Origin of the sequence: Flavobacterium sp., assembly GCF_035299245.1 — a bacterium.
Lineage (GTDB): Bacteria > Bacteroidota > Bacteroidia > Flavobacteriales > Flavobacteriaceae > Flavobacterium.
This window is the reverse complement of record NZ_DATGWY010000009.1, coordinates 149,829-175,029: the sequence shown is the minus strand read 5'-3', so window position 1 is coordinate 175,029 and position 25,201 is coordinate 149,829. Positions and strand designations below refer to the sequence as shown.

The window sequence follows — 25,201 nt, the reverse complement described above, 5'->3', positions numbered from 1 at the left end:
TTGGATTTTTCAACTCATTCAACCACTATAATTATGAAAAAAATAGTTCTGATACTGTTGCTAGTAGCATCTTCTGTTAGCTATTCCCAAATCATAACCGATACTATTACATCGAAAAGCTTAAAAGAAAAAAGAGAAATTCTCATTTCTTTACCCGAATCATTCGACAAAAACTCCAAACGAACTTATCCGTTACTGGTTTTATTAGACGGCGACTATTTAATGCAACCGTTTCAAGGTGCAATTTCTTACGGAAATTTTTGGGATGATTTACCCGAGATGATTATCGTAGGTATTTCTCAGAATAAAAACGACGAACGTTTTGATGATTGCACAGTTGAAAAAGAAACCGGTTTACCCGAAGGAAGAGGCGCGAGTTTCTTCGAATTCATTGGTGGCGATGTTTTGCCTTACATGGAAAACAAATACGGATATGCTCCTTTTAAAGTCATTGCCGGCCATGATTTAACCGCTGGATTTTTGAACTTTTTCCTCTATAAAGACACTCCACTTTTTAACGGATACATTTCTATTAGTCCTGAATTGCCTGTCGGAATGGAAGTAAACGTTCCCAATCGTCTGAGTTCTATGGAAAAAAACGTGTTCTACTATTTAAGTGTAGCCGATGGAGATGTTAAGAAAATGAAAGAAGCCACCAAAGTACTCAACCAAAACATCAGCGAAGTTAAAAACGATCATTTGTACTACAAATTTGATGAAGTGCCAAACTCATCTCACTATTCATTGGTATTGCATTCTATTCCAAAAGCATTGTATCATTTCTTTTCTACCTACCAACCTATTTCAACTTCCGAATTTCAAGAAAAAATTGTCAAACTCGAATCGGGTTATGTTGATTACTTAAGAAACAAATACGAACTTTCTGAAAAAACTCTTGGCATCAAAACTCCGGTTAGAATCAACGATTTTAGAGCCATTGAAGCTGCGATTGTGAAAAACAAAGCTATGAATGAATTCGAACAATTGGCTCAAGTTGCCAACAAATACTACCCAAAAACTATGTTGGGTGAATATTATATGGCACGTTACTATGAGGCAACGGAAGATTTCAAACGCGCTGCAAAATCGTATCAAAATGCCTTTACTATGGAACCAATTGGCGACTTGACTAAAGACATGATGCTCGAAAAAGCAGACGAATTACGTCGACAAATTAAAAAATAAACAGCAGCTTTTAGCATAAAATCATACAATGGCCAAGATCAAAACTTCGTTCTTTTGTCAGAATTGCGGAACCCAATATGCGCGCTGGCAAGGTCAATGCAATTCATGTAAAGAATGGAATACTATTGTTGAAGAAATCATTCAAAAGGAAGAAAAAGTAGCTTGGAAAACCGAAACAGCTTCAGTAAAAAAAGCTACCAAACCTTTATTAATTAAAGAAATTGACGCTACTCAAGAAGTTCGAATGGATACTTGTGATGGCGAACTTAATCGGGTGTTAGGCGGCGGAATCGTTCCCGGTTCTTTAATTCTTTTAGGTGGCGAACCCGGAATTGGAAAAAGTACTTTACTGCTTCAAATTTCGCTAAAATTACCTTATAAAACCTTGTACGTTTCGGGCGAAGAATCACAAAAGCAAATCAAAATGCGCGCCGAACGCATCAACCCCAACAGTGATCGTTGCTACATTTTAACCGAAACCAAAACCCAAAATATCTTCCGACAAATTCAGGAAATCGAACCTCAAATTGTCATCATCGACTCCATTCAAACCTTACATACAGATTTTATTGAATCGTCTGCTGGAAGCATTTCACAAATCAGAGAAACGACTGCCGAACTCATTAAATTTGCCAAAGAAACCAATGTTCCCGTAATTTTAATTGGTCACATTACCAAAGACGGGACCATCGCCGGACCCAAAATTTTGGAACACATGGTCGATACAGTCTTGCAATTTGAAGGTGATCGAAACCATGTATATCGTATTTTGCGTTCATTAAAAAACCGCTTCGGTTCAACTGCCGAACTCGGAATCTATGAAATGCTAGGTTCGGGTTTACGCGAAGTTTCCAATCCATCTGAAATATTAATTTCACATAAAAACGAAGAACTTTCGGGAACCGCAATCGCTTCTACATTAGAAGGAATGCGACCATTAATGATCGAAATTCAAGCTTTGGTTTCAACGGCAGTATACGGAACTCCGCAACGCAGCACAACAGGTTACAATGCCAAACGATTGAACATGATTTTGGCTGTTTTAGAAAAACGCGCTGGTTTTCGATTGGGTGCAAAAGACGTGTTTCTGAACATTACTGGTGGAATTTCGGTAGATGATCCAGCCATTGATTTGGCCGTGGTTGCCGCAATTCTCTCTTCCAACGAAGACATATCCATAGATAAAGGATTTTGTTTTGCTGGAGAAGTCGGACTTTCGGGTGAAATTCGCCCAGTAAATCGTGTAGATCAACGCATTCAAGAAGCCGAAAAGTTAGGATTTTCTACCATTTTTGTTTCGAAATACAACAAGATTTCCATCAAAAATCCGTTAATAGAAATCAAATTGGTAGCCAAAATTGAAGATGTTGCCAGCGAACTTTTCGGATAATTTAAAACTATTTCCATGAAAATAAAATACTTTTTCCTAATTAGTTTGTTTCTATTAATGATCTCATGCAACGACTCATCGGTGTACAATGAAGGTCATGATTTCCCAAAAAACCAATGGTTAAAAAAGAGTTCCAATTCTTTTGTTTTCACCATTGATGACGACGCTTCATTGTACGATGTGACTTTTAATTTAAGTCATGTTTACGATTATCAATTTGCCTCCGCTCCGCTTTCATTTAAATGGATAAAACCCGATGGAAGCTCAGAAAATATTCCAGTTGATTTTAAATTCAAAGATGAAAACGGAAAGGAATTGGGTGATTGCGCAGGCGATATTTGCGACTTAAAACACACTATAGCGTCGCAAGCAAAACTATCAAAAGGGGAACATCAAATTTCGGTTACTCATTCGTTTCATTTTGATTATTTACCCAATATTATTCACATTGGTTTGGATGTAAGTAAATCTAAATAACACTAGTGATGAAGTCGTTTGAATCCATTTTACAACATGTAAACACGTTTCATGAATTGGGAGAAACCATTCAGGCAGCCGAATTTATTTTGAAAGAATACGGTTTGCATCATCCTAATTTTAAAGGTTTCGAATTGCGAGATCGTGCATTGCCGTCAATGATTGTTTTGACCACTGAAGGAGTTATAGGCGAACCACAAATCATCCGAATTCCTGAGAATGCATTCGAATTTGAATTGGTCATGATGCTCAATTTGATTGCGCACGAAATGGTTCACGTAATTCAAAAATCACCTAATGTTAAATTGGAGGATAAAAACGAACGCGAGTGGCAAGCGTATTACGAGATGTTGTTTCATAAAATATACCCGCAAATACCCGAAGCCAGCGATTTTCATAAAAAATTATTCGCAGAAAAAGCCTTACTGTACTACAATCGAATGGAAAAAGACGGCGAATTGCAACAGAAATATGCCGAGCAGAAAAAAGAAGTAGAACTGCTTTTGGTTAATTTAGAAAGCAAAAAATAATTGAATTTATCACCTACAAAATTTTCTCAAAACTAACTTTTGTGACTTTTGTGTTGATGATTTTTACCACAAAAGGCACAAAAGACTATATGTTTAAGTCTAATTTGCGTGAGGTTAATCTGCAAATTTATTTTTCAGCCACGAATTATCGAATTTTATATTGTAACAATTTGATTTAATTCGAATATTCATCGTAGATGAACTAATTCTTAATAGTTATGTATATTAATTTGTGAATTCGTGGCAAAAACAGATTATTATCGATATATACATTCCTTTTAACCTAGTAATTAGTAGTTAATAGGTTACATCAAACTCGATTAATTATTTTAAAATTCTACTTAAACTTTTGCAGAAATTCGTCTTTGTAGGTTGGAGAAACCTCAATTTCGGTGGCATCGTGCAGCATTAAAAATCCACCTTTATTGTACGATTTCACAAAATTCACATTGATGATGTGTGATTTGTGTACGCGAATGAACGGAAACGGTAGCAACTCAGAAAAATGCTTCAAGAAGCGACATACCATTTTCTTACTACCGTTCGACAAATAAATATCAGTAAAATTTCCGTTGCCACGCAAACGCACAATTTCTTCCATTTTTACGACTTCAAAACCTTCTAAAGTGGGTAAAATAACCTGTTGTTTTTCAGGTTTGGTTTCGCGGAAATTTTCTACGATGATTTTATTGCGATTGAAAATTTCGTTGTTGATGATGTGTTGCTGGACTTTATTCACAGCCACAATTAATTCTTCAATACTAATGGGTTTTAGCAAATAATACGCCGCACTTTGGTTCAATGCTTTCAACGAATATTCGGAAAAAGCGGTTACAAAAATGGTTTCAAATTGCAAGTCTTTACACGCTTCCAACACGTCAAAAGCATTTCCGAACGGCATTTCTACATCCAAAAAAACCAATTGCGGTAGTGTTTCATGCAACAACGGAACGGCTTCTTTGATGTTTTGGGCTTCGCCAATGACTTCTACTTGCGGACAGTATTTACTCAAGTAATTTTTGAGTGCTTCGCGAGCCGCAGTTTCGTCTTCAACTATGACACTTCGTATTTTTTGCATGCTACTCTACTTTATTAATAATGGGCAGTTCTATTCGAACAATAGTCCCGGTTTGTGGTATTTTTTTCTCATTGATTTCAAATGAAATGTTGTGTTTGTACAATTCATTCAACAGATGAATTCGCTCTTTGGTATTGGTTAAACCACGCGATTCGTGTACTTTTTGATTGACGGTTTTGAGTTCTTTACTTCGTGTTAATCCAATTCCGTCATCGTCAATTAGAACCACTATTTTGTTGTTTTCACTTTTGAAATGGAGCAACAAACGACCTTTGTGTTCCAAATACCGTAAACCATGCCAAATGGCGTTTTCCAAATGCGGTTGGATGATCATATTGGGAATAAAAACAGCGTCGGTATCCAAATTTTCATCTACCAAAATTTCATAATCAAACTGATCTTGAAAACGCAAATGTTCTAAATCCAAGTATTTTTTGAGTTGGCTGATTTCATTGGTCAGCGACACAAAATCTTTATTGGAATTCTCCATCATGTTGCGCATCAAATTAGAATAGGAAGTCAGGTATTTGTTGGCTTCCAACTCTTTATTTTGTGATATGAATTGGTTTACGCTGTTCAAACTATTGAAAATAAAATGCGGATTCATCTCACGTCGCAACGACTGTAACGCAATTTCTTTGTTCTTTTTCTTGATGGCAAACAAAGCTTTGGCGATTAATCCGAAAAAGAGTAACAAAAGTACAATCGCTCCAATAAGAAAATAATTGAAGGTATTTTTTCGTGAAATCAGCTCGTCTTTCAACTGCTTTTCTTTTTCTAATTGTTCTATTTTACTCTCTGTAATCTGAAATGTTTTAAGGTCGATTAATGAAGTATCGGATTCGACAATTCGATCAAAATTCTGAAAAAAGTCGTCGTACAAACGAATGCTTTCTTTGTCGTTGCCATTGTTTTTATAATAGTTCAACAAAGCAGTTAAACTTTTTTTGACTTCGGCTGTATTTCCTTTTTTGGTCGCCAATTGATAGGCTTTTTTGAGCAATGCAATGGCTTTCTCAGGTTCGTTTTTTTGGAAGAAAATAGACGAAAGCGACTGTAATTGGGTAATCTGAGTTTGATAATCACTTTTTTGAACGGCTTCATCCAATAATTTTTGATTGATGGAAAGCGCTTTATCAAACTGATTGTCTAAGGCATAGACTTTGGCAATCTCATTTTGCAGCTGTATGACTTTTTCGGGCTTGTCTTTTACGTATTTAATGGCTTGTTGATAGCTTTCAATGGCGTCTACTTTGTCGTTGCGTTTTACGCTGTTTTCGGCTTTCTGAACATACAAATCGGCCACTTCTTCTTTCTTTTCTTTCTTGTCAAAAAGTTCAATATTTGATTTCAGATAATCATCTTGAACCAAAGTATTGGAATTATTCAGTCGATTGTAATCGTTCGAGTTGATTTGCTCCATTTCTTTATCTGGAGACAATTCACTAGCCGCTCTATAATTGGTAGAAGCTTCCTTAATTTTATTTTGTGTTTCCTGGCTTTTGGCTAGGCTTCGGGTAACTCGTGCCACGTCTTTTTTACGGTTGAGTTTGGAATAACTTTGCAAGGCTTTTTTAAGGTATTCTTCGCTTTTGGCCACATCGCCTTTATCCAGAAACCCTTTGGCTAAAGCTTCATAACCTTGGGCAATTCGCACCTCATCATTCACATCGAGTGAATTCTTTAATTGTGTTGCGGCTTGATTGATTTTGGATTTCTTTTGTTGCTTTTGTTCCACAATAGTGTCTTGTGCTTTCACTTCTATCGGAAGCAAAAACAACAAAAACAGAGACAAAATCACCTTTATAATCCGACGCATACCTTCTAAATAATTGATACTGTAAAGTAAATCATTTTAAAATGCTTTTACAACTCCTTTCACCAAGTCAAAACACCGTTTCACCCTTTCTGCAAAAAACTAGTTCATTCTATGGGTACGTTTGTGGTGTAATCTAACAAAAACCAATCCATATGAAATCAAAATTAAACCTAATTGTTATTGCACTCGTTAGTTGTTTATCGATGAGTTGCAACAGTCAAAATCAAGAAAAAAAGTTCATTGAAGTTACCGGAAGTGCCGAAATTAAACTACAACCTGATGAAATTGTTTTGGAAATTATTTTAACAGAATACAATGGCAACGGCAAAAAATTCAAATTGGATGATATTGAAAGTGAGTTCTACAAAATACTTGAAAACAATAAAATTGACACCAAAAAATTAGTGCTCGAAAACACCAATAATCAATGGTATTGGTACTGGTATTGGCACGAAAGACACGATCAATATTTAACCAAAACCATTAATTTAAAACTGAATAAAGAAACCAACTTTTTGAAATTATCAGAAGATTTAAAGGTAAAATGGGTACAAAGTATTCGCGTTACCAAAACCTCACATTCTGATGTGCAACGCATTCGTAAAGAAATAAAAAAAGAAGCCATGCGTGCTGCCAAAGAAAAAGCAACTTATATGTTGGAAAGTGTGGGAGAAGAAATTGGCGGTTTGCTTTCGGTAGAAGAATTACCCGAAAATGTGCCGCAAGTCAATCAAAATCCATGGTATTACAATCAACGAACGTTGCAAGATGTTACCAGTAATTCATATGTAAATTCTTCCTATGTGGGTGTGGATAGTAATGCTGGAGTACAAAACTCTAATGAAATTAAACTTCGATTTGAAGTAAAAGCAAAATTTGAAATTAAATAACTTAAAAATAAACGTATGAAACCACTATTTTTTATCCTTTTCATCGGACTCATGAGTTCCAATGCCAACGCTCAAACTCCATCAAAAGTGAATTTTGATGATTATGAAAAACTGACTAAAGAAGTCAATCTTTATCGTAAAAACCGATTGATTGATTGGAAAACATTCAATCTTTATTCTAAAGAAAGTAACACTGTTATTTTAGACACGCGTTCGAAAGAAATGTACGACAGAAAACATGTAAAAGGCGCTATTCACTTGAATTTCTCCGATTTTACTCAAGATAATTTGGCGCGACTCATTCCGGATCCGAATACTCGAATTCTGATTTATTGCAACAACAATTTTGGTGATGATCCAATCAATTTTACTACCAAATCTTATGTTCCGAAGCCAATATTTAAATTACCAACGGCTACCAATCGTTCATCCAAACAGTCCATTGGGCAACTTCCTGTACAGCAAATCCAATTCGAACCGGCAAAAGAACTCACTTTAGCATTGAACATCCCAACTTTCATCAACCTTTATGGTTACGGATATACCAATGTGTATGAGTTATCCGAATTCATCTCTGTATTCAGTCCAAAATTAGTATTCGAAGGAACAGACGTACGTCAATAACACTAAAAAAACACTACCATGAAAAAATCCTTTTTAATCACAGCACTTTTGGCAACTTCATTCACTTTTGCAAGTTGCAACAACACTAACAAACCAACTGAAATTGCATCAGCCAAAACCACAACTGTAGTCGATGAAGATACTAAAATTCAAGTGGCTCTATTGTTAGACACTTCCAATAGTATGGACGGATTGATCGAGCAAGCCAAGTCGCGTTTGTGGAACATTGTAAATACATTGACTACCTTGAAATATTCGGGTAAAACGCCAACTATCGAAATTTCATTGTATGAATACGGTAACGACGGTTTATCGAGTCAATCCAATTACATCCGACAAGTGACGGCTTTGACCACCGATTTGGATTTGATTTCTGAGAAATTATTTTCACTTCGCACCAATGGCGGTTCTGAGTATTGCGGTGCGGTTATTCAGGACGCGACCAAACAATTGAAATGGGGAACGGCTTCCAACACGATGAAACTGATTTACATTTCGGGAAATGAAGCGTTTAATCAAGGCGGAATCAACTACAAAGAAGCGATCAGCGACGCTTTAAAAAACAATATTTACATCAATACTATATATTGTGGCAATCAAAGCGAAGGCATAAGTTTACTGTGGAAAGATGGTGCCGATGTTGGAAAAGGCAAGTATTTCAATATTGATTCCAATCAGGCAGTTCAATACATCGTTACTCCTTTTGATGACAAAATTTCGAAATGCAACGAAAAAATCAACGCGACTTACATCAGTTATGGTCGTGAAGGTGAAATGAAGAAAATGAACCAAGCAGCGCAAGATAAAAACGCCGAAAGTGTATCCTATGCCAACATGACCGAACGCGTAGTGAGTAAGTCAAAAGGCGCGTACCGGAATGATAGTTGGGATTTAGTGGATAAAGTAAAAGAAGACAAAAACGCGATTGCCAATCTAAAAAAAGACGAATTACCAAAAGAATTGCAAGGCAAAAGCAAAGCCGAAATTGAAGCTTATGTGATTCAAAAAGCAAAAGAACGAGAAGCCATTCAGAAAGAAATCAGTGATTTAGCTAAAAAACGCCAAGAATACATTGATGCCGAAGCCAAGAAAAACAAGTCTCAAGACGATTTAGGAAACGCCATCAGCAGTTCTATTTTGACGTTGGCAAAAAGCAAAGGCTATACAATAGAAAAGTAATTTTAAAGTTATACTTATGAATTCCTTTTCGCTGATTTCACTGCTTATGAAAAAATGCCTTTTAATTGTTTTGGTGTCGTTATTTCAATTTTCGTGCAGAGAAACTATTTCTGATGAAACTACTGAAAAAGCGCAACTCAAACCTTATGCAGAGTTGAAAGAGGAGTTGAAAAATTTCAAAGGAGATGCAAAAGAAAAACAAGATCGTTTCTTTACATTCATTAATACCGATGTTCCTAATTATTGGATGGGAACGAAATGGGATTTTAACGGAACAACGCGCACGCCTCAAAACGGAACCATCGCTTGTGGCTATTTTGTCACTACAGTTTTGGATGATTTCGGAATCAAACTGAAACGAATACAGTTGGCGCAACAGGTTTCTTCAGTAATGATCAAAACTTTATGCGAATCAAAAAGCATCAAACATTTTTCCAAAATCGAACAGGTTGAAACGTATCTGAACGGAAGAAATAAAGAAGAAATTTTTATTGTTGGACTTGATTTTCACACGGGTTTCATCATCAAAGACCAATCAAAACTGTATTTTTTACATTCCAATTACATTCAAAAAGAAGGCGTTGTAAAAGAAGAAATTAGAAATTCAAGAGCACTTTTAAGTTCGAAATCATTCATGATTGGAAGTGTTTCACAAAAAGAAAGTAATTTTTAAATGAATAATTAGTTATAAAAGGTGACTGCCAGAAACTACAATTTTGTAATGAAATTGTAGTTTTTACTTCTTTTTTTAATTACGTTCCAACCTTTAACCTAAAATCATCCTCTTTCAAACTATAGAACCATTTGTATGAAAAAATTAGTTTTATTTCTGTTTTGGATTTCAGCAATTTCGTTTGCCCAAAAACCCATTTTTACGGCTGCTAAAGTAAAAGCCGCTACTGTGTATTTTAATGTGGCCGAGTTATCACAAACGGCTTCGGTCAATTTGCCTGCTGGAACCAGTGAAGTAGTCGTTAAAAATGTAGCCAATACATTGAACGAAAGCACGGTACAAATTGGCGCACCTAATTCGGTTACGATCTTGTCGGTTCAGTTTACCAATAATTACATATCGGAGTTTGAAATTGACGAAAGCAATCCGACCATCAAGAAAGTACGCGATAGCATTTCGCTGATGCAAAAGGAAATCGGAAAAGTTCAAATTGAAAAAACATCGCACTCAAAAACCATCGAATTATTGGACAAAAACCAACTGGTTGCCGGGCAAAATTCGGGGTTGAGTGTGGCCGAACTCATCAAAATGGTTGATTATTACAAAGCCAAACGCAGTGAATTGAATAATGCCATAACTTCGCTTCAAGAAAAAGAAAACAAATTCAATGAAACCTTAAATCGGTTGAAAAGCAAACTAGAAATCAACACCAAAAACGAAGAAAAAACTTCGAACGGAAAATTGATTTTGCAAGTGATGAATGATGTGGCTGGAATTGTAAATTTGGATATTAACTACATTTCCAATTCGGCTTCGTGGACACCTTTTTACGATTTACGTGCTGAAAGCATCAAAAATCCAATCAATATGATGTACAAAGCGCAAGTAGTCCAAAACTCAGGAATTGATTGGAAAAAAGTAAAACTGACGTTATCCAACGGAAACCCAAATCAAAGTAATGTAGCGCCAATTTTGAATGCTTGGTTTTTGAGGTATGGGAATCCTTACAATAATTACCCACAAACAATTAGTAATGCTAACTTCTTAAATACTATTCAGTCAAAAGTATCAGGAGTACAAGTTAATGGTTATGTAGCTGCAGAACAAGATGACAAGTACAAAGAGGAATCATCTATTTCAAACTACACCACCATCAACGAAAACCAACTCAATGTTTCCTTTGATATCGATATTCCGTACGATATTTTATCCAACGGTAAAGTACACAGTGTAACATTAAAAGAAATCGATTTGCCTGCAACCTATAAATACTATGCGGTTCCGAGAGTAGATAAAGAAGCGTTTTTATTGGCTGAAATCAGTGATTATTCGAAATACAATTTGTTGCCAGGAGAAGCCAACATTATTTTTGAAGGAATGTACGTAGGCAAAACAACCATCAACCCAAATCAAACAGCAGACACTTTGAATTTGAGTATGGGAAGAGACAAAAAAATCTCCATCAAGCGTGAAAAAGTGGTGGATAAATCGGGAACTAAGTTTTTATCATCCTACAAAGAACAAGTGTTTACCTACGATTTGACCGTTCGTAACAACAAAAAAGAAGAAGCTTTTTTACTGTTGAAAGATCAATACCCGTTGAGTACCGATAAAGAAATTACTGTTGAATTGCTGGACGACGGAAAAGCCAAAGTCAATACCGAAACCGGAATTTTAACTTGGCAACTCAAACTCGCTCCTAACGAGACCAAGAAAATAAGGATCAGCTATAAAGTCAAATATCCCAAAGACAAGATAATTGATAATTTGTAGCCTAACTCAAGCACTCTAAAGTCGGATGATTTTAGGGTGTTTTGTTTTTAAGTCATTATCTATGAAATAGTTTGCTAAATTTTTATAAATTTACATCAACTATACTACTAACTAAAATTTCAATGCTATGAAAAAACTATTACTTTTTAGCGCTCTGCTATTATCATCCCTTTCGTTCGCTCAAGTATTAACCTTGCAATCATTCGGAACGGGTTTCAACAACGCTATTGCTATTGCACATCCAGCTAATGATTCGCGTTTATTTGTGGTACAACAAGGCGGGTTAATCCGAATTTTAAATTCCAATGGAACCGTAAATGCAACTCCGTTTTTGAACTTATCTACCTTAATTAGCACCGGAAGTGAGCGAGGTTTACTAGGTTTGGCATTTCACCCCAATTATGCTACCAACGGATTGTTTTTTGTAAACTATACCAATACAGCCGGAAACACTGTAATTGCTCGTTACGGAGTAAGTGCTAATCCAAATATTGCCAATACTACAGGAACTATTTTGATGACTATCAATCAGCCTTATTCGAATCACAATGGCGGTTCCATACAATTTGGCCCTGATGGTTATTTGTACATTGGCATGGGCGATGGCGGAAATGGTGGCGATCCGCAAGGTTACGCTCAAAATTTGAGCTTGACGAATGCTAATGTTACGGCGAATCCTTCCCGAATTTATTTAGGGAAAATTCTGAGAATAGATGTTGACACCATTGCAGGTTCATTGAATTATGGTTTCCCATCTACAAATCCGTATGTCACTGAAGCGGGAAAAGAAGAAATTTGGGCTAGAGGTTTGCGTAATCCGTGGAAATTTACGTTCAACCGTTTGAATGGTGATTTATGGATTGGTGATGTAGGTCAAGGCGAGGTTGAAGAAATCAACAAAGTGGCATCACCGCTACCCAATACTGGATTGAATTTTGGATGGAAATGCTACGAAGGAAATGTTGCTTATAGCACAGGAGGTTGCCCAGCCATTTCAACAATGACAATGCCTATTTCTCAATACACTCACACTGCTACAGGAGGATGTTCAATCACCGGAGGTTATGTTTATACGGGAAGTTTGTATCCTAATTTATTGAATAAATACGTATTTGCTGATTATTGTACGGGAGATATTGGTTTGCTTGACACTTCGGGCGGAACCATCAATTGGGCGTACAATTCAACTTTTTTAATTCCTGCTTTTGGAGAAGATAAAGACGGTGAATTATACGTTTCCAGCGGAAGTATTATTTACAAATTAATAGACCAAAGTTTTTCGGTTTCTGAGTTTGAAAAAGTAGGTTTCTCAATGGCTCCCAATCCAGCTAAAAATTCTGTTGTTGTAAAAAGCTCTACGAATATTACAGCTTCCACTATTGAATTGTATGATCTTTCTGGAAAATTATTGCTTTCTAAAAATGCCGAAATCGATCAAGAAAATACACTTTCAATTGAAAATGTATCGAGTGGAATGTACTTGGTGACTGTGATTGCTTCAGATGGGAATAAGTACAGCAGTAAACTGGTTGTAGAATAAAATTGTCTATGTTGGTTTAAATCAAAAAAGAATTGTCGCTTGAAAAAAATATCGATACTGTTTCTTGTTTTGTTTTTTTCTCTAGTAAATGCTAAAGAATTTGAGTTTGACACTATGATAATTTACTCTACAAAACACAAGCAAACTGAAAGACAAATATTGTGTTTTACTAACTCTAAAAATGATACTTATTGTTTAAAATTGTTCAAACTTGAAGACTCTTACGAAGGTAAGATTTTTGATTACAACAATAAAAAAGTTCATTATTTCAAAGTAGAAAATATAAAATCCTACAATATAAATGATGATGAATTTGTTTTATTATACACATCCGATTTGTCTGGTATCAATGAAAATTGGTATTCGAAATATTTATTCGAGTTCAAAACTATTGATGAAAATGAGAGTTACAAAAAGGTTACATTAAATGTCTATAAAAATTCCAAACGGAAAAAATCAATAATGTCCTATGATTTTGAATTAATTCCAAACGAAACAAATCTTTTCAGTGCCTATAGGTTAAGTTGCATACATCCTTTTGAATTTGTTAGTAAATTCAATATTTACGAAAATTACATCGTTAAAAAAGCCGTTGGCAATACTCTTTCTGGTGAAAAAATCGAAAATAATCTGCTTCAATATAAAAAAGTAGATTTTTCCATTAGTATTCCATAAGCAAATTTTCTCTCTTTTCGTTGAAAAAAACCAACTACTAAACTAAGGTGCCGGATTCGGATGCAATTCCTGAATTTTTTCAATTTCAGCAAGAATTTCTTTGGACAATACTACATCAAAAGCATCGATGTTTTCTTTCAATTGTTCCAATGAAGTAGCACCAATTATGGTCGATGTAACAAACGATTGTTGGTGCACAAAAGCTTCGGCCAATTGCACTAAAGTCAGACCATCGGCTTCGGCTAAATTTTTATACAATTGCGTTGCTTTATAACAATTTTCATTAGTATAACGAGTGAAGTTTGGGAACAATTTCAAACGTGAATTTTCCGGAAAACCATTCAAGTATTTTCCTGACAAAAACCCGAATCCTAGGGGTGAATAGGCTAACAATCCTACATTTTCGCGCATACAAATTTCAGACAAACCTACTTCAAACAAACGGTTCAATAATGAATACGGATTCTGAATTGAAACAATTCGAGGTAAATTGTGTTTCTCGCTTTCCTGTAAAAAACGCATCACGCCATACGGATTTTCGTTGGAAACTCCGATGTGTTTGATTTTACCTTCTTTGATCAATCCACCGTAAACCGACAGTACTTCAAAAAAATTATCCTGCCATTGTGTATCAATTTCGGTTAGACCGCGCTTGCCAAACATGTTCATCACGCGTTCTGGCCAATGCATTTGATATAAATCGATGTAATCCGTTTGCAGGTTTTTCAAACTTAATTCTACGGCTTCATGAATGCTTTTTTTAGAAAAATCCAATGGTTTACGAATGTATTCCATGCCGCGATTGGGTCCAGCAATTTTAGTTGCCAACACCAATTTTTCTCTTTCAGATGGACCGATTTTGTGAATCCAACTTCCAATATAACGCTCTGTACTCCCAAAAATCTGAGCATTTCCTCCTATCGGATACATTTCGGCTGTATCGATAAAATTGATGCCGCGTTCAATTGCATAATCCAATTGTGCATGCGCTTCGGATTCTGAATTTTGATTGCCAAACGTCATCGTTCCGAGGCAAATTTCGCTCACTTGTAGAGCAGTATGGGGAAGAGTTTTAAATTTCATGTTCTCTTTGTCGTTATTTTGGAAAGCAAAAATACAGTTTCAAAAATGAATTCAAACAGTAACAGCTGTTAAACAAGACTTAATTTTATTTTCACACAAAAAAATAGCTATTTTATCTTGAGAATGGTATTATTGCACCTCATTTAACACCAAAAAATTATGTCTGAACATTCTCCTTTTATTCCGAAGTTTTTCGAATCCAATGATTATTTTATCGATGAAAAAGTAAATTATTTCAAATTTGGTAACACGTATAACGTTTATGATAAAGACGCACAGCAAGTAGGCGTTATCAATCAAAAAATTACGGGTTGGCACAAAGTTCTTCGTCTTTTTTTAAACAAAGCCATGTTTCCTTTTTTATTGGAAGTAAGAGATATGGACAATGATTTATTAGTAACTATTCGAAGAGGTTGGACATTTTGGATGAGTAAAGTGACTATTTCTGATGCGAACGAAAATGTGATTGGAACCATCAAACAAAAGTTTAAATTTTTCAAACCCACTTTTACCATTAGCAATTCTTCCGATGCGATTATTGGAGTAATCAAAGGTGATTGGAAAGCATGGGATTTTCAGATTACAGACTCCAATCAGAACACCATCGGAACCATCAATAAAAAATGGGGCGGATTGATGAAAGAAGCTTTTACTAGAGCAGATAAATACTATGTGGCGATAGTGCCTGAATATGCTGAAGACACTAATAAAGTGGCGATTGTTTCGTGTGCCATTACGATTGACATGGTATTAAAAAACAACAAGTAAAACTATTCATAACCAAAAAAGGTTCAAAGCAATTACACTTTGAACCTTTTTTTATTGTTTAAATTGAATCTTATAACTCGTTCAACATTTTAGAAATTTCGTCTAATTTTGGAGTTAAAATGATTTCGATTCTTCTGTTTTTGGCTTTTCCTTCTGGCGAATCATTTCCGGCGATTGGAGCAAATTCTCCACGACCAGCAGCTGTAAGATTGTCTTTTTTCACTCCGCTAATCTCACACAAAATATTCACAATTGCAGTCGCTCTTTTGGTCGATAAATCCCAATTGTTTTCAATTCCGCCACCAATATTTCCAAGGATTTTATCATCGTCTGTGTGGCCTTCAATCAACACTGAAATATCGGGGTTTTGAGCCAACACTTTACCTAATTCGACTACTGCTTTTTTCCCTTCAACACCAACAGCCCAACTTCCGGTTTGAAACAACAGTTTGTTTTCCATTGAAACATAAACTTTACCATTTTTTTGTTCGATGGTCAATCCTTTTCCTTCAAAAGCATTCAACGCTTTGGATAAGGTTTCTTTTAGTTTTTTCATTCCGGCTTCTTTCTGTGCCATCATCGATTCGAGTTCGCTCAAACGTTGTGAACTCGATTCTAAGTCTTTTTTCAACTTATTCAAACGCTCTTGTTCAGCGGCCAAGGTTTTTTCTTTGGCTTCCAATTGCGCTAATAATTCTCTGTTTTTATTGATGTTCGATGTTAAAGCTTCATTACTGTCTTTCTCTAAAGCATTGTAGGAATCCTGTAGTGTTTTCAAGCTTTTTTGTGAAGCAGCATAATCCGCCAATAGTTTGTCGCGCTCGGCTTTTACTTTGTCGTAATCAGCTTTCAACGCTACGCCATCGTTTTCTAATTTGGTTTTTGCTTTCAATAATTCTTCATTATCATCCGCTAATTTTCGATTCTCCTTTTTTAAATCGGTGAATTTGTTCTCTAAATCGTTGTAAATCTTTTTTGAAACACACGATGTGGACAGGGCAAGAATCAAAATTCCTGTTGTAATTTTCTTTATCATTTTTTAAAAATTTAAGATTTTTGGGGTTCAGTCCAAATTTAACCCATCAAAACACGCACTTTTAGTTAAAAAATGGATTGTTATTGACATTCTTATTCACAATTTAAATGTGAAAAATTAACTAATTTCTACTAAAACCGGACAATGATCGGAGTGTTTGGCTTCGGGTAAAATTACGGCGCGAGTCAAGCGATTTCGAAGTGGTTCGCTGGCCAAACAATAATCAATTCTCCAACCTTTGTTGTTGTTTCGAGCATTAGCGCGGTAACTCCACCAACTGTAATTATGCGGTTCTTTGTTAAAAAATCGGAAGGTATCAATGAAGCCGTTTTTCATGAATCGGTCAATCCAAGCGCGCTCTACAGGCAAAAATCCTGAAACAGTTGCGTTTCGAATTGGATCGTGAATATCGATGGCTTCGTGACAAATATTATAATCGCCACAAATCACCAAATTCGGAATTTCGACTTTTAATTGATCTACATAACGTTGAAAATCGTCCATGTATTGAAACTTGTGATCCAAACGATCCATATTGGTTCCTGATGGCAAATACAAACTCATTATGGAAACATCATCAAAATCTGCGCGAATGTTTCTTCCTTCAAAATCCATATAATCGATTCCCGTTCCGAAAACCACTTTTTTAGGTTCGATTTTAGAAAGAATCGCAACACCGCTGTACCCTTTTTTTTGTGCTGAAAAATAGTATTGATACGGATAACCCGCGACTGTAACTTCCATGATTGGAATTTGATCTTCTTGTGCTTTGATTTCTTGTAGGCAAATCACATCGGGATTAGATTGTTGCAACCAATCGAGGAATCCTTTGCTGATAGCAGCTCTGATTCCGTTTACATTATAAGAGATGATTTTCATAAAATAATTTAGTTTTTCAAAAATAAGCAAAAACAACCTCAGTATAAAAACAGAAATTGAATCTTTACTATGATTTTTTTATTTTAATGGTGAATTATTCAATGCAAAAAAACTAACGATGTCAACTTAATAAAATCGTTTGGAATTACTATATTTGTTTTTTGCTCAATAAACAAAAAATTGAATGGGTTTAGTTACTGCTAAAGAGGTTGCAAAAGCAATAAACGCGGATAAGTACGGAGTTTTCGGTACTTTTTCTGGTTGGTTGTTGATGAAGATTTTAAAAATTTCGACATTAAACAAAATTTACGACAGAAACAAGCACCTAAAAGAGGTTGCTTTTTTGAATGCCATTCTTAGCGATTTAGAAATCAAATTTGAAATTCCCGAAGAAGATTTCAAACGTTTACCCAAAGACGGCGCTTACATTACCATTTCAAATCATCCGCTAGGTGGTATTGATGGAATCTTATTATTGAAATTGATGTTGGAAAAAGAACCCAATTTCAAAATAATAGCCAATTTTTTATTGCATCGAATTGAGCCAATGAAACAATACATAATGCCGGTAAATCCGTTTGAGAATCACAAAGATGCTAAATCGAGCGTTATCGGAATTAAAGAAACTTTACGCCATTTGAGCGATGGAAAACCTTTGGGAATGTTTCCTGCTGGAGAAGTTTCAACCTATAAAGATGGGAAATTAGTAGTTGATAAAGCATGGGAAGAAGGCGCAATTAAAGTAATTAGAAAAGCTCAAGTTCCTGTTGTTCCTATTTATTTTCATGCCAAAAATAGTCGATTGTTTTATTTTCTATCTAAAATTGGCGGTACACTTAGAACTGCAAAATTACCATCGGAATTATTTACCCAAAAACACCGTGTAATTAAGGTTCGTATTGGAAAACCAATTTCGGTTGCAGAACAAAATGAATACCAATCGATAGAAGAATATTCCGAATTCTTGAGAAAGAAAACCTATATGTTGGCCAATTCTTTCAATGAAGAAAGCAAATTGTTGACCGTTCCCAATTTAAAAAGTCCAAAAAGTCCGAAGAAAATTGTTACGCCGGCAAGTCAGGAAAAAATGATTGCTGAAGTAGAGGAATTACGTAAAACCGATTCAAGATTTTTTCAAAGTAAAAACTACGAAGTGTTTTTTACAGAAGCGAATAAAATTCCAAACTTACTCCATGAAATTGGGCGTTTAAGAGAAATTACTTTTCGTGAAGTTGGAGAAGGAACCAATGAATCTATTGATTTGGATAAATACGACAGGTATTACCATCATATGTTTTTGTGGGATGAAGACACCAAAAAAGTAGCTGGTGCTTATCGAATGGGATTGGGTTCGGAGATTTTCCCTAAGTATGGAATGGATGGTTTTTATTTGAATGATTTGTTCCGGTTTGAAACAGAATTACACGACATGATGAAAAGTTCTATAGAAATGGGACGCGCTTTTATCGTGAAAGAATACCAGCAAAAACCGATGCCTTTGTTTTTACTTTGGCGCGGAATTATTCACACAACGTTGCGTTATCCTGAGCACAAGTTTTTGCTTGGTGGCGTGAGTATCAGTAATCAATTTACCGATTTTTCTAAGTCGTTGATGATTGAATTTATGAAGTCCAATTATTACGATCCTTACATAGCGCAATACGTTCATCCTAAAAAAGAATTTAAAGTAAAACTGAAAGATGCTGATAAAGATTTTATCTTCGATGAAGCTGAGGCCGATTTGAATAAATTTGATAAAATTATTGATGAATTAGAACCAGGAAATTTGAGATTGCCCGTTTTAATCAAGAAATACATCAAGCAAAATGCACGTTTGGTTGCCTTCAATGTTGATCCGCTTTTCAACAACGCCATTGATGGATTAATGTACATCCGAATTGCTGACATACCAGAAAGCACTATGAAACCCGTTATGGAAGAGTTTCAGGCCGAACTAGAACGCAAAGAAAAGAATTAAAAAAAGCTTCCAAATTGGAAGCTTTTTTGTTTTTAAAACCAAGGTTTTTTATTGACTTGATACATATTGTAAAATTCTTCATCCGTTTTGGTTAAATAGATGATTCCTTCTATTAATCCGATAATGGGTGGAATCCAAACCAAAAAAATTCCGATTAAAAAACAAAAAGTTAGATAACTTAAAATACTGATTCCTAACAAAATGAGTCCTTCGTTGTTGTAGCCTAAAATAAATTTGTGAACACCTAAGCTTCCGAAAATTATAGCTAATATTCCTGATACAACTCTCTTGTTTTCCGGTCTTACGGGTTGTGGATTATTCCAATCTTCTTTTGGTGGTATTACTTCCATTGGTTGTGTTTTTTGGTTAGAGTGTCATAAAAGTATAAAATTTTATAGAAACAGACTATCCTTTTGGCTCCCAAAGTTCAATTTTATTTCCATCCGGATCTAAAACCCAACCAAAATTACCGTAATCATAACGTTCCATTTCACCCACAACAGTAACACCTTCTTCTTTTAATACCTTTAATAACTCTTCCAAATTGTCTACGCGATAGTTCATCATAAAGGGTTTTTCACTCGGATTGAAATACTTTGAATTAGCGTCAAAAATGGTCCATTGTGTCATGCCATCGTTTCCTTCTTTGTCTTTCCACTCAAACGACCAACCGTAATCGCCTACTGGAATTCCGAGGTGTGTTTTATACCATTCACTCATTTGTTTTGGGTTTTCGCTTTTAAAGAAAACACCGCCAATTCCTGTTACTCTTTTAATGTCTTTACTCATGATTGTTATTTGTTAATTTGATAACACAAATAAAAAAAGAACTTAGTTATGATTGCTCATACTTAAGTATGATTTTATCTACTATGGTTTGTGCAAGTTTGGCGTGACTTTCAAACGTCCAACCTGCAATATGAGGCGTAAGCAGTACATTTTCAGCTTGCAGTAGGTAGTCAAACGCGGCAGGTTTTTCGGTGTCGATGAATAAATTTTCGAAAGAAAGTTTTTCGTATTCCAACACATCCAATCCTGCACCGAGGATTTTTCCTGATTGTAGTGCTTCAACCAAATCATCGGTTATTACGTTTTTACCGCGTGATGTATTGATGAACCAAAACGGTTTGGCAAATGAGTTGATGAATTGTGAGTTTACCATTTTATCAGTTTCTGGAGTCCACGGCAAATGCAGACTCAGTACATCGGCTTTTTGTTGCAATTCGGAAAGCGAAACTTGGCGAGCATTTTCATCACCTATGTTTTCTATGATATCATGAAAAATAACCTCAACATCAAATCCGCGTAACTTTTTGGCGAACGATTTTCCCATGTTTCCGTAACCGATGATTCCGACCGTTTTGCCTTCGAGTTCGTAACCGCGATTGCCTTCACGAATCCATTTTCCTTCGCGGACCAATCGATCGGCGCGGTTGAGTTTGTTTAAGAGTGACAACAGCATTCCGATTGCGTGTTCACCAACGGCGTTTCGATTGCCTTCGGGTGCAGCGATAAGATGTACTCCTTTTGAAGTTGCATAGTCACAATCGATGCTTTCTAAACCAGCGCCTACGCGAGCGATGAATTGCAAATTAATGGCTTTATCTAGAAATTGTTTATCGATTTTAAAACGACTGCGAATGACGATTCCGTGGTAATTATGGATTTTGGTTTCTACTTCTTCTTTGGTAGAAGTAAAATCGGCTTCGTTGTGGAAACCCGCGTTTTCAAGTTGTTCCCAAAGTAAAGGATGATTGGAATCGATGTGGAGGATGTTTATTTCTTTTGTATTCAAGGTTGATTTTTTAACCACAAAGGCACTAAGATTTTGCATTAAGTACACAAAGTAAAAATTGAAGTATAAAGGTAATTATTTTTTTGTATTCCTAACAGGTTTTTGAAACCTGTTAGGTTTCTAATATTTTAAAAACGAAACATAAATGAAACAAATTGACAAGTTAAACCAAAATTGTTTTTTGAAACCTATTAGGTTTATTTATGCTCAATAAAGATGACTAAAAAAATGATTTATACCTAACAGGTTTTGAAAACCTGTTAGGATTGTGGAAACCTGTCAGGTCTGAAAAAGTGTTCAAAAAAGATATTTTTCTTTTCTAGCCCCGATTGAGGCATTGTTGGAGCTCTTGACTTATTGATTCAATAAGTCAAAGCGACTGACGAAAGCGGGACGAGTGTTCCTAATGGAAAAGAAGATAACTGCTTCTAAAAATGACACCCAAATTAAATTGGAAAGATTAGCTTACGCTCTGTTCGCTGCGCTCGGGTGCTTCTTCCAATTATCATCGGAATCGCAATGACAGATTGCTTCGTTTCCCGAAAATCGGGACAAGTTCTCGCAATGACTAAAAGCCTAGAATTAATTTAGCTATTGAGAAGTAAATTAGGATTCCGAAGATGTCGTTGCTGGTGGTGATGAATGGACCGGTTGCGAGTGCGGGATCGATTCCGAATTTGTCAAGTAATAATGGAATGGAAGTTCCGATGAGTGAGGCAATAACGATTACAGAAATTAAGGCGATGGTTACGATGATGCCGATTTTAGAGTCGACGCCTAATAAGAAATGACTTCCTAAAAAGAGAACGGTTGCCAAAATTAATCCGTTGAGTAAACTCAGCGATATTTCTTTGAGTAATCGATTGACAATGGTTCCGCTAATGCTGTGATTGGCCAAACCTTGAACGATGATAGCTGATGATTGTACACCAACGTTTCCGGCCATCGCAGCGATGAGTGGTGTGAAGAAAAAGAGTTCTTTGTGGAATTGCATTGCTCCTTGAAAACTTTCGAGCAAAGTAACACTGACAAATCCTCCAAATAGAGCTAAAACCAACCAAGGTAAGCGTGCTTTGGTGAGTTCGATGATGCTGTCGTCGGCCTCAACGTCTTGAGAGATACCCGCTGCTAACTGGTAATCTTTATCGGCTTCTTCCTTGATAACGTCTACGATGTCGTCGATGGTGATGCGACCTACCAGTCGTCCCATTTCATCTACAACTGGAATGGCTTCTAAGTCGTATTTCTGCATGATGCGCGCTACTTCAACATTGGAAGCGTTGACACGAACCGAATCTACTTTTTTGATGTAAACCTCGCTAATCGGAGTTTTGGTTGAAGTGGTGAGTAAATCTTTGAGCGACAAACGACCTTTGAGGCGGTTTTCGTCGTCGACAACGTAAATAGAATGCACGCGAGTCACGTGTTCGGCTTGGATGCGCATTTCTTTCACACAAGTCAAAACATTCCAATTTTCGTTGACTTTTACTAGCTCTTTTCCCATCAAACCTCCGGCAGTATCTTCGTCGTAGCGCAATAAATCGACAATGTCTTTGGCGTGTTCAACGTCTTCGAGCTCGGAGATTACTTCTTCTTTTTTACTTTGAGGAAGTTCGGCGATGATGTCGGCTGCGTCGTCAGTATCTAATTCGTCAAGCTCTTCTGCAATTTCTTTTGGTGAAAGAGCGTGAAGGATTTTTTCACGAACATCTTCTTCTAATTCAAGAAGAATTTCGGCTGTTTTTTCGCTATCCAGCACTTTAAAAATGTAGGTGGCTTCGGCGATATCCAGTTCTTCAAAAATTTCGGCAATATCAGCGTGGTGCAAGTCGTTCAACAGCACTTCCAATTCTTGGTCGTTTTTGTGGTGAATGAGTTGCTCTATTTGTTCTAATAGTTCTTTGCTGATTTTAAATTGCATTGGCTTCTATTTTTTGAGTAAGTTCAATGAATTGTTCTACCGACAGTTGTTCTGGTCGGAGGTCAAAGATACTATCTTCTTTTAAATTATCAGACAATTGAAACGATTTTAAGCTATTTCGCAAAGTTTTTCTTCTTTGTTGAAAACCCGTTTTTACTACTGAAAAGAACAATTTTTCGCTACAAGGCAAGGTGAAATTTTCTTTTCTGCGAAGGCGAAGTACGCCCGATTTTACTTTGGGTGGCGGATTGAATACGTCTTCATGAACCGTAAACAGATATTCAGCATCGTAAAAAGCTTGAGTTAGAACGGATAAAATTCCGTATACTTTACTTCCTTTTTTGGAGCAAATGCGTTCGGCTACTTCTTTTTGAAACATTCCGGAGAATTCGGGAATCTGGTTCCGAAGTTCTAAAGCGCGAAACACAATTTGAGACGAAATATTGTAAGGGAAATTTCCGATTATGGCAAAGGGTTTTTCTTCAAAAACTTCATTGATGTTGTATTTGAGGAAATCTTTGGAGATGATTTTGCCGTGTAATTTTGGATAATGTGCATTGAGGTATTCAACCGATTCAGTATCAATTTCGATGACGTAGATTGTGGTGGGTTTTTCCAAAAGGTATTTGGTTAAAACGCCCATTCCTGGTCCTATTTCAAGAACATTTTCATAGCCTTGAAACGCCAAAGTATCAGCAATTTGTTGGGCAATGGATTCGTCGGTGAGGAAATGCTGACCGAGGTGTTTTTTGGCTTTTACTTTTTCCATAGTCATTGCGAGAGCTTGTCCCGATTTTCGGGAAACGAAGCAATCTAGTTTGTTTTTTTAGTATTCAATTTTTTGCCCCTATGGCACTAAGTCGCTAAGGTTATTTTTAATAAGATTTGGAATGTAAACTTATTATTTCTTTTTAACTTCTTGTAATTGTTGGACGTCTAGTAAATCTTTTGGTCTGCCTGCTTTTATTTTGCTTGTAATTAAATCTTCCAATGATAAGACATTCCATTTCAGAAATTGTGTTCCATCTTTAGTCACAGTTTCTGAGTCGTTATAGGCTTCGTCAAAAGATTTATTTACTGAAAAATTGGTTATGAGTTCTAAATTCAAATCTTCTGGAGAAAACTTTATGGATATATTTTGCTCTTGATTCTTTACTTTTTCAGGAAAATCATCAATCTCATATCCCATTTCTTTGAAAACAACTATTAAATTTTTGAAATTCTCAACTGTTGTTTCTATCCAAAAATCAACATCTGCTGAATGGCGTTGATAGCCATGAAAATTAACTGCTCCACCACGAACCATAATCATTCGAACGGAATGTTTATTAGCGAGTATAATGAATTGATCGATGTTTTCTTCCCAAATTCTAGACATTATTTTTTGGTATTGATGACAATGATAAAATTGTCTTTATTCTTGTCTTCTTTATTTTTTATTGGAAATTTACTCATTTGCTCCATCAGTCGAAAAAAAGCGTACAGTCGTTCCAATTTAGACAATTTTAAAAATTCGTCTTGTTGTTGTTGGTTACTTTCTTCTTTAGTTTGAAAACGCAATTTCATTTTTTTTTTGCTTTTAATTCGTTTGAAAAAACTCCGATATCATTTCGAGTTCAGTACGGAACGCAAGCATTTTATCACCAAAAAGACGGCTTCCTTCTTCGCGCAAACGAGCTGCATCTTCATCGTAATAGCGTTGCAAGGTTTCTTTGCTATCGGTTGTGTATTGAATAGCGTAGGTGATTCCGCCCATTTCTTCTTCTACCAACACTTTGACCATTCGTGCTGAAGAGAATTTTCCGGTAGCGAGAACGTCGTTGATGTGTTTGTTTTGCATCCAATTCATCCATTGATCGTGTACACTTTCGTGGATGTTTACTGTTACATTGTATAAAATCATTTGTA

At 35.9% G+C, this 25,201-nt stretch carries 26 protein-coding genes; 13 read left to right on the top strand and 13 right to left on the bottom strand.

Features of this window, described 5'->3' with window-relative positions; all coding sequences use genetic code 11:
* The first annotated feature begins 33 nt into the window (after positions 1–33).
* Genes VK161_RS06950 through VK161_RS06935 form a run of 4 tightly spaced genes read left to right on the top strand, consistent with a single transcriptional unit; the run spans position 34 to position 3,582 of the window.
* Entirely contained in the window at positions 34–1,185 is a 1,152-nt protein-coding gene (locus VK161_RS06950; RefSeq protein WP_324214043.1) for an alpha/beta hydrolase, read from the top strand.
* A gap of 28 nt (positions 1,186–1,213) precedes the next feature.
* A complete protein-coding gene (radA, locus tag VK161_RS06945) occupies positions 1,214–2,575 on the top strand; it encodes a DNA repair protein RadA (RefSeq protein WP_324214042.1) in 1,362 nt (453 codons plus the stop codon).
* Between the two features lie 15 nt (positions 2,576–2,590).
* Positions 2,591–3,052, top strand: a complete 462-nt coding sequence (locus VK161_RS06940; RefSeq protein WP_324214041.1) for a hypothetical protein — start codon at positions 2,591–2,593, stop codon at positions 3,050–3,052.
* 8 nt (positions 3,053–3,060) lie between these two features.
* Positions 3,061–3,582: a hypothetical protein gene (locus VK161_RS06935; RefSeq protein WP_324214040.1), complete on the top strand. Its 522-nt coding sequence runs from the start codon at positions 3,061–3,063 to the stop codon at positions 3,580–3,582.
* A gap of 337 nt (positions 3,583–3,919) precedes the next feature.
* Here VK161_RS06935 and VK161_RS06930 read toward each other — a convergent pair whose 3' ends face one another.
* Positions 3,920–4,660, bottom strand: a complete 741-nt coding sequence (locus VK161_RS06930) for a LytTR family DNA-binding domain-containing protein (protein ID WP_324214039.1) — start codon at positions 4,658–4,660, stop codon at positions 3,920–3,922.
* 1 nt (position 4,661) lies between these two features.
* Entirely contained in the window at positions 4,662–6,479 is a 1,818-nt protein-coding gene (locus VK161_RS06925; protein WP_324214038.1) for a tetratricopeptide repeat-containing sensor histidine kinase, read from the bottom strand.
* 152 nt (positions 6,480–6,631) lie between these two features.
* On the opposite strand from VK161_RS06925, the gene VK161_RS06920 reads away from it, so the two are divergent.
* From VK161_RS06920 to VK161_RS06890, 7 genes are all read left to right on the top strand, one after another.
* Positions 6,632–7,369 (top strand): SIMPL domain-containing protein, encoded by a 738-nt coding sequence (locus tag VK161_RS06920; protein WP_324214037.1) that lies wholly within the window; start codon positions 6,632–6,634, stop codon positions 7,367–7,369.
* Positions 7,370–7,384: 15 nt separating this feature from the next.
* Positions 7,385–7,993 (top strand): rhodanese-like domain-containing protein, encoded by a 609-nt coding sequence (locus VK161_RS06915; protein WP_324214036.1) that lies wholly within the window; start codon positions 7,385–7,387, stop codon positions 7,991–7,993.
* Positions 7,994–8,011: 18 nt separating this feature from the next.
* Positions 8,012–9,172 (top strand): vWA domain-containing protein, encoded by a 1,161-nt coding sequence (locus VK161_RS06910; protein ID WP_324214035.1) that lies wholly within the window; start codon positions 8,012–8,014, stop codon positions 9,170–9,172.
* Between the two features lie 46 nt (positions 9,173–9,218).
* A complete protein-coding gene (locus VK161_RS06905; RefSeq protein ID WP_324214034.1) occupies positions 9,219–9,845 on the top strand; it encodes a hypothetical protein in 627 nt (208 codons plus the stop codon).
* Between the two features lie 135 nt (positions 9,846–9,980).
* Positions 9,981–11,618: a DUF4139 domain-containing protein gene (locus tag VK161_RS06900; RefSeq protein WP_324214033.1), complete on the top strand. Its 1,638-nt coding sequence runs from the start codon at positions 9,981–9,983 to the stop codon at positions 11,616–11,618.
* A 127-nt stretch (positions 11,619–11,745) separates the two neighbouring features.
* Positions 11,746–13,158: a PQQ-dependent sugar dehydrogenase gene (locus VK161_RS06895; RefSeq protein ID WP_324214032.1), complete on the top strand. Its 1,413-nt coding sequence runs from the start codon at positions 11,746–11,748 to the stop codon at positions 13,156–13,158.
* Positions 13,159–13,359: 201 nt separating this feature from the next.
* Positions 13,360–13,833 carry a hypothetical protein gene (locus VK161_RS06890; protein WP_324214031.1) on the top strand — a complete coding sequence of 158 codons (474 nt, stop codon included), beginning with the start codon at positions 13,360–13,362 and terminating at the stop codon, positions 13,831–13,833.
* A gap of 42 nt (positions 13,834–13,875) precedes the next feature.
* Here VK161_RS06890 and VK161_RS06885 read toward each other — a convergent pair whose 3' ends face one another.
* Complete coding sequence (locus VK161_RS06885; RefSeq protein ID WP_324214030.1) at positions 13,876–14,916, bottom strand: NADP(H)-dependent aldo-keto reductase; 1,041 nt, start codon at positions 14,914–14,916, stop codon at positions 13,876–13,878.
* Between the two features lie 159 nt (positions 14,917–15,075).
* On the opposite strand from VK161_RS06885, the gene VK161_RS06880 reads away from it, so the two are divergent.
* Positions 15,076–15,684: a phospholipid scramblase-related protein gene (locus tag VK161_RS06880; RefSeq protein WP_324214029.1), complete on the top strand. Its 609-nt coding sequence runs from the start codon at positions 15,076–15,078 to the stop codon at positions 15,682–15,684.
* A gap of 70 nt (positions 15,685–15,754) precedes the next feature.
* On the opposite strand, the gene VK161_RS06875 is transcribed toward VK161_RS06880, so the two are convergent.
* Positions 15,755–16,720: an OmpA/MotB family protein gene (locus VK161_RS06875; RefSeq protein WP_324214028.1), complete on the bottom strand. Its 966-nt coding sequence runs from the start codon at positions 16,718–16,720 to the stop codon at positions 15,755–15,757.
* 117 nt (positions 16,721–16,837) lie between these two features.
* Positions 16,838–17,599, bottom strand: coding sequence for an exodeoxyribonuclease III (locus tag VK161_RS06870; RefSeq protein ID WP_324214027.1), 762 nt, complete (start codon positions 17,597–17,599; stop codon positions 16,838–16,840).
* A gap of 184 nt (positions 17,600–17,783) precedes the next feature.
* Here VK161_RS06870 and VK161_RS06865 point away from each other — a divergent pair, with 184 nt between their 5' ends.
* Entirely contained in the window at positions 17,784–19,577 is a 1,794-nt protein-coding gene (locus tag VK161_RS06865; protein ID WP_324214026.1) for a lysophospholipid acyltransferase family protein, read from the top strand.
* A gap of 32 nt (positions 19,578–19,609) precedes the next feature.
* On the opposite strand, the gene VK161_RS06860 is transcribed toward VK161_RS06865, so the two are convergent.
* From VK161_RS06860 to VK161_RS06825, 8 genes are all read right to left on the bottom strand, one after another.
* On the bottom strand, positions 19,610–19,927 hold the full coding sequence (locus VK161_RS06860; protein ID WP_324214025.1) for a TM2 domain-containing protein: 318 nt from the start codon (positions 19,925–19,927) through the stop codon (positions 19,610–19,612).
* A 55-nt stretch (positions 19,928–19,982) separates the two neighbouring features.
* Positions 19,983–20,366, bottom strand: coding sequence for a VOC family protein (locus VK161_RS06855; protein ID WP_324214024.1), 384 nt, complete (start codon positions 20,364–20,366; stop codon positions 19,983–19,985).
* A 46-nt stretch (positions 20,367–20,412) separates the two neighbouring features.
* Complete coding sequence (locus VK161_RS06850; protein WP_414655412.1) at positions 20,413–21,411, bottom strand: 2-hydroxyacid dehydrogenase; 999 nt, start codon at positions 21,409–21,411, stop codon at positions 20,413–20,415.
* Between the two features lie 529 nt (positions 21,412–21,940).
* Positions 21,941–23,293 (bottom strand): magnesium transporter, encoded by a 1,353-nt coding sequence (gene mgtE, locus VK161_RS06845; RefSeq protein WP_324214022.1) that lies wholly within the window; start codon positions 23,291–23,293, stop codon positions 21,941–21,943.
* Entirely contained in the window at positions 23,283–24,062 is a 780-nt protein-coding gene (gene rsmA, locus VK161_RS06840) for a 16S rRNA (adenine(1518)-N(6)/adenine(1519)-N(6))-dimethyltransferase RsmA (RefSeq protein WP_324214021.1), read from the bottom strand. Before rsmA ends, mgtE begins: the two co-directional genes overlap by 11 nt.
* 132 nt (positions 24,063–24,194) lie before the next feature.
* Complete coding sequence (locus VK161_RS06835) at positions 24,195–24,671, bottom strand: nucleotidyltransferase (protein WP_324214020.1); 477 nt, start codon at positions 24,669–24,671, stop codon at positions 24,195–24,197.
* A complete protein-coding gene (locus VK161_RS06830) occupies positions 24,671–24,859 on the bottom strand; it encodes a hypothetical protein (RefSeq protein ID WP_324214019.1) in 189 nt (62 codons plus the stop codon). The genes VK161_RS06835 and VK161_RS06830 overlap by 1 nt, the downstream gene beginning before the upstream one ends.
* 13 nt (positions 24,860–24,872) lie before the next feature.
* Positions 24,873–25,196, bottom strand: coding sequence for a DUF4286 family protein (locus VK161_RS06825; protein ID WP_324214018.1), 324 nt, complete (start codon positions 25,194–25,196; stop codon positions 24,873–24,875).
* Positions 25,197–25,201 lie beyond the last annotated feature (5 nt).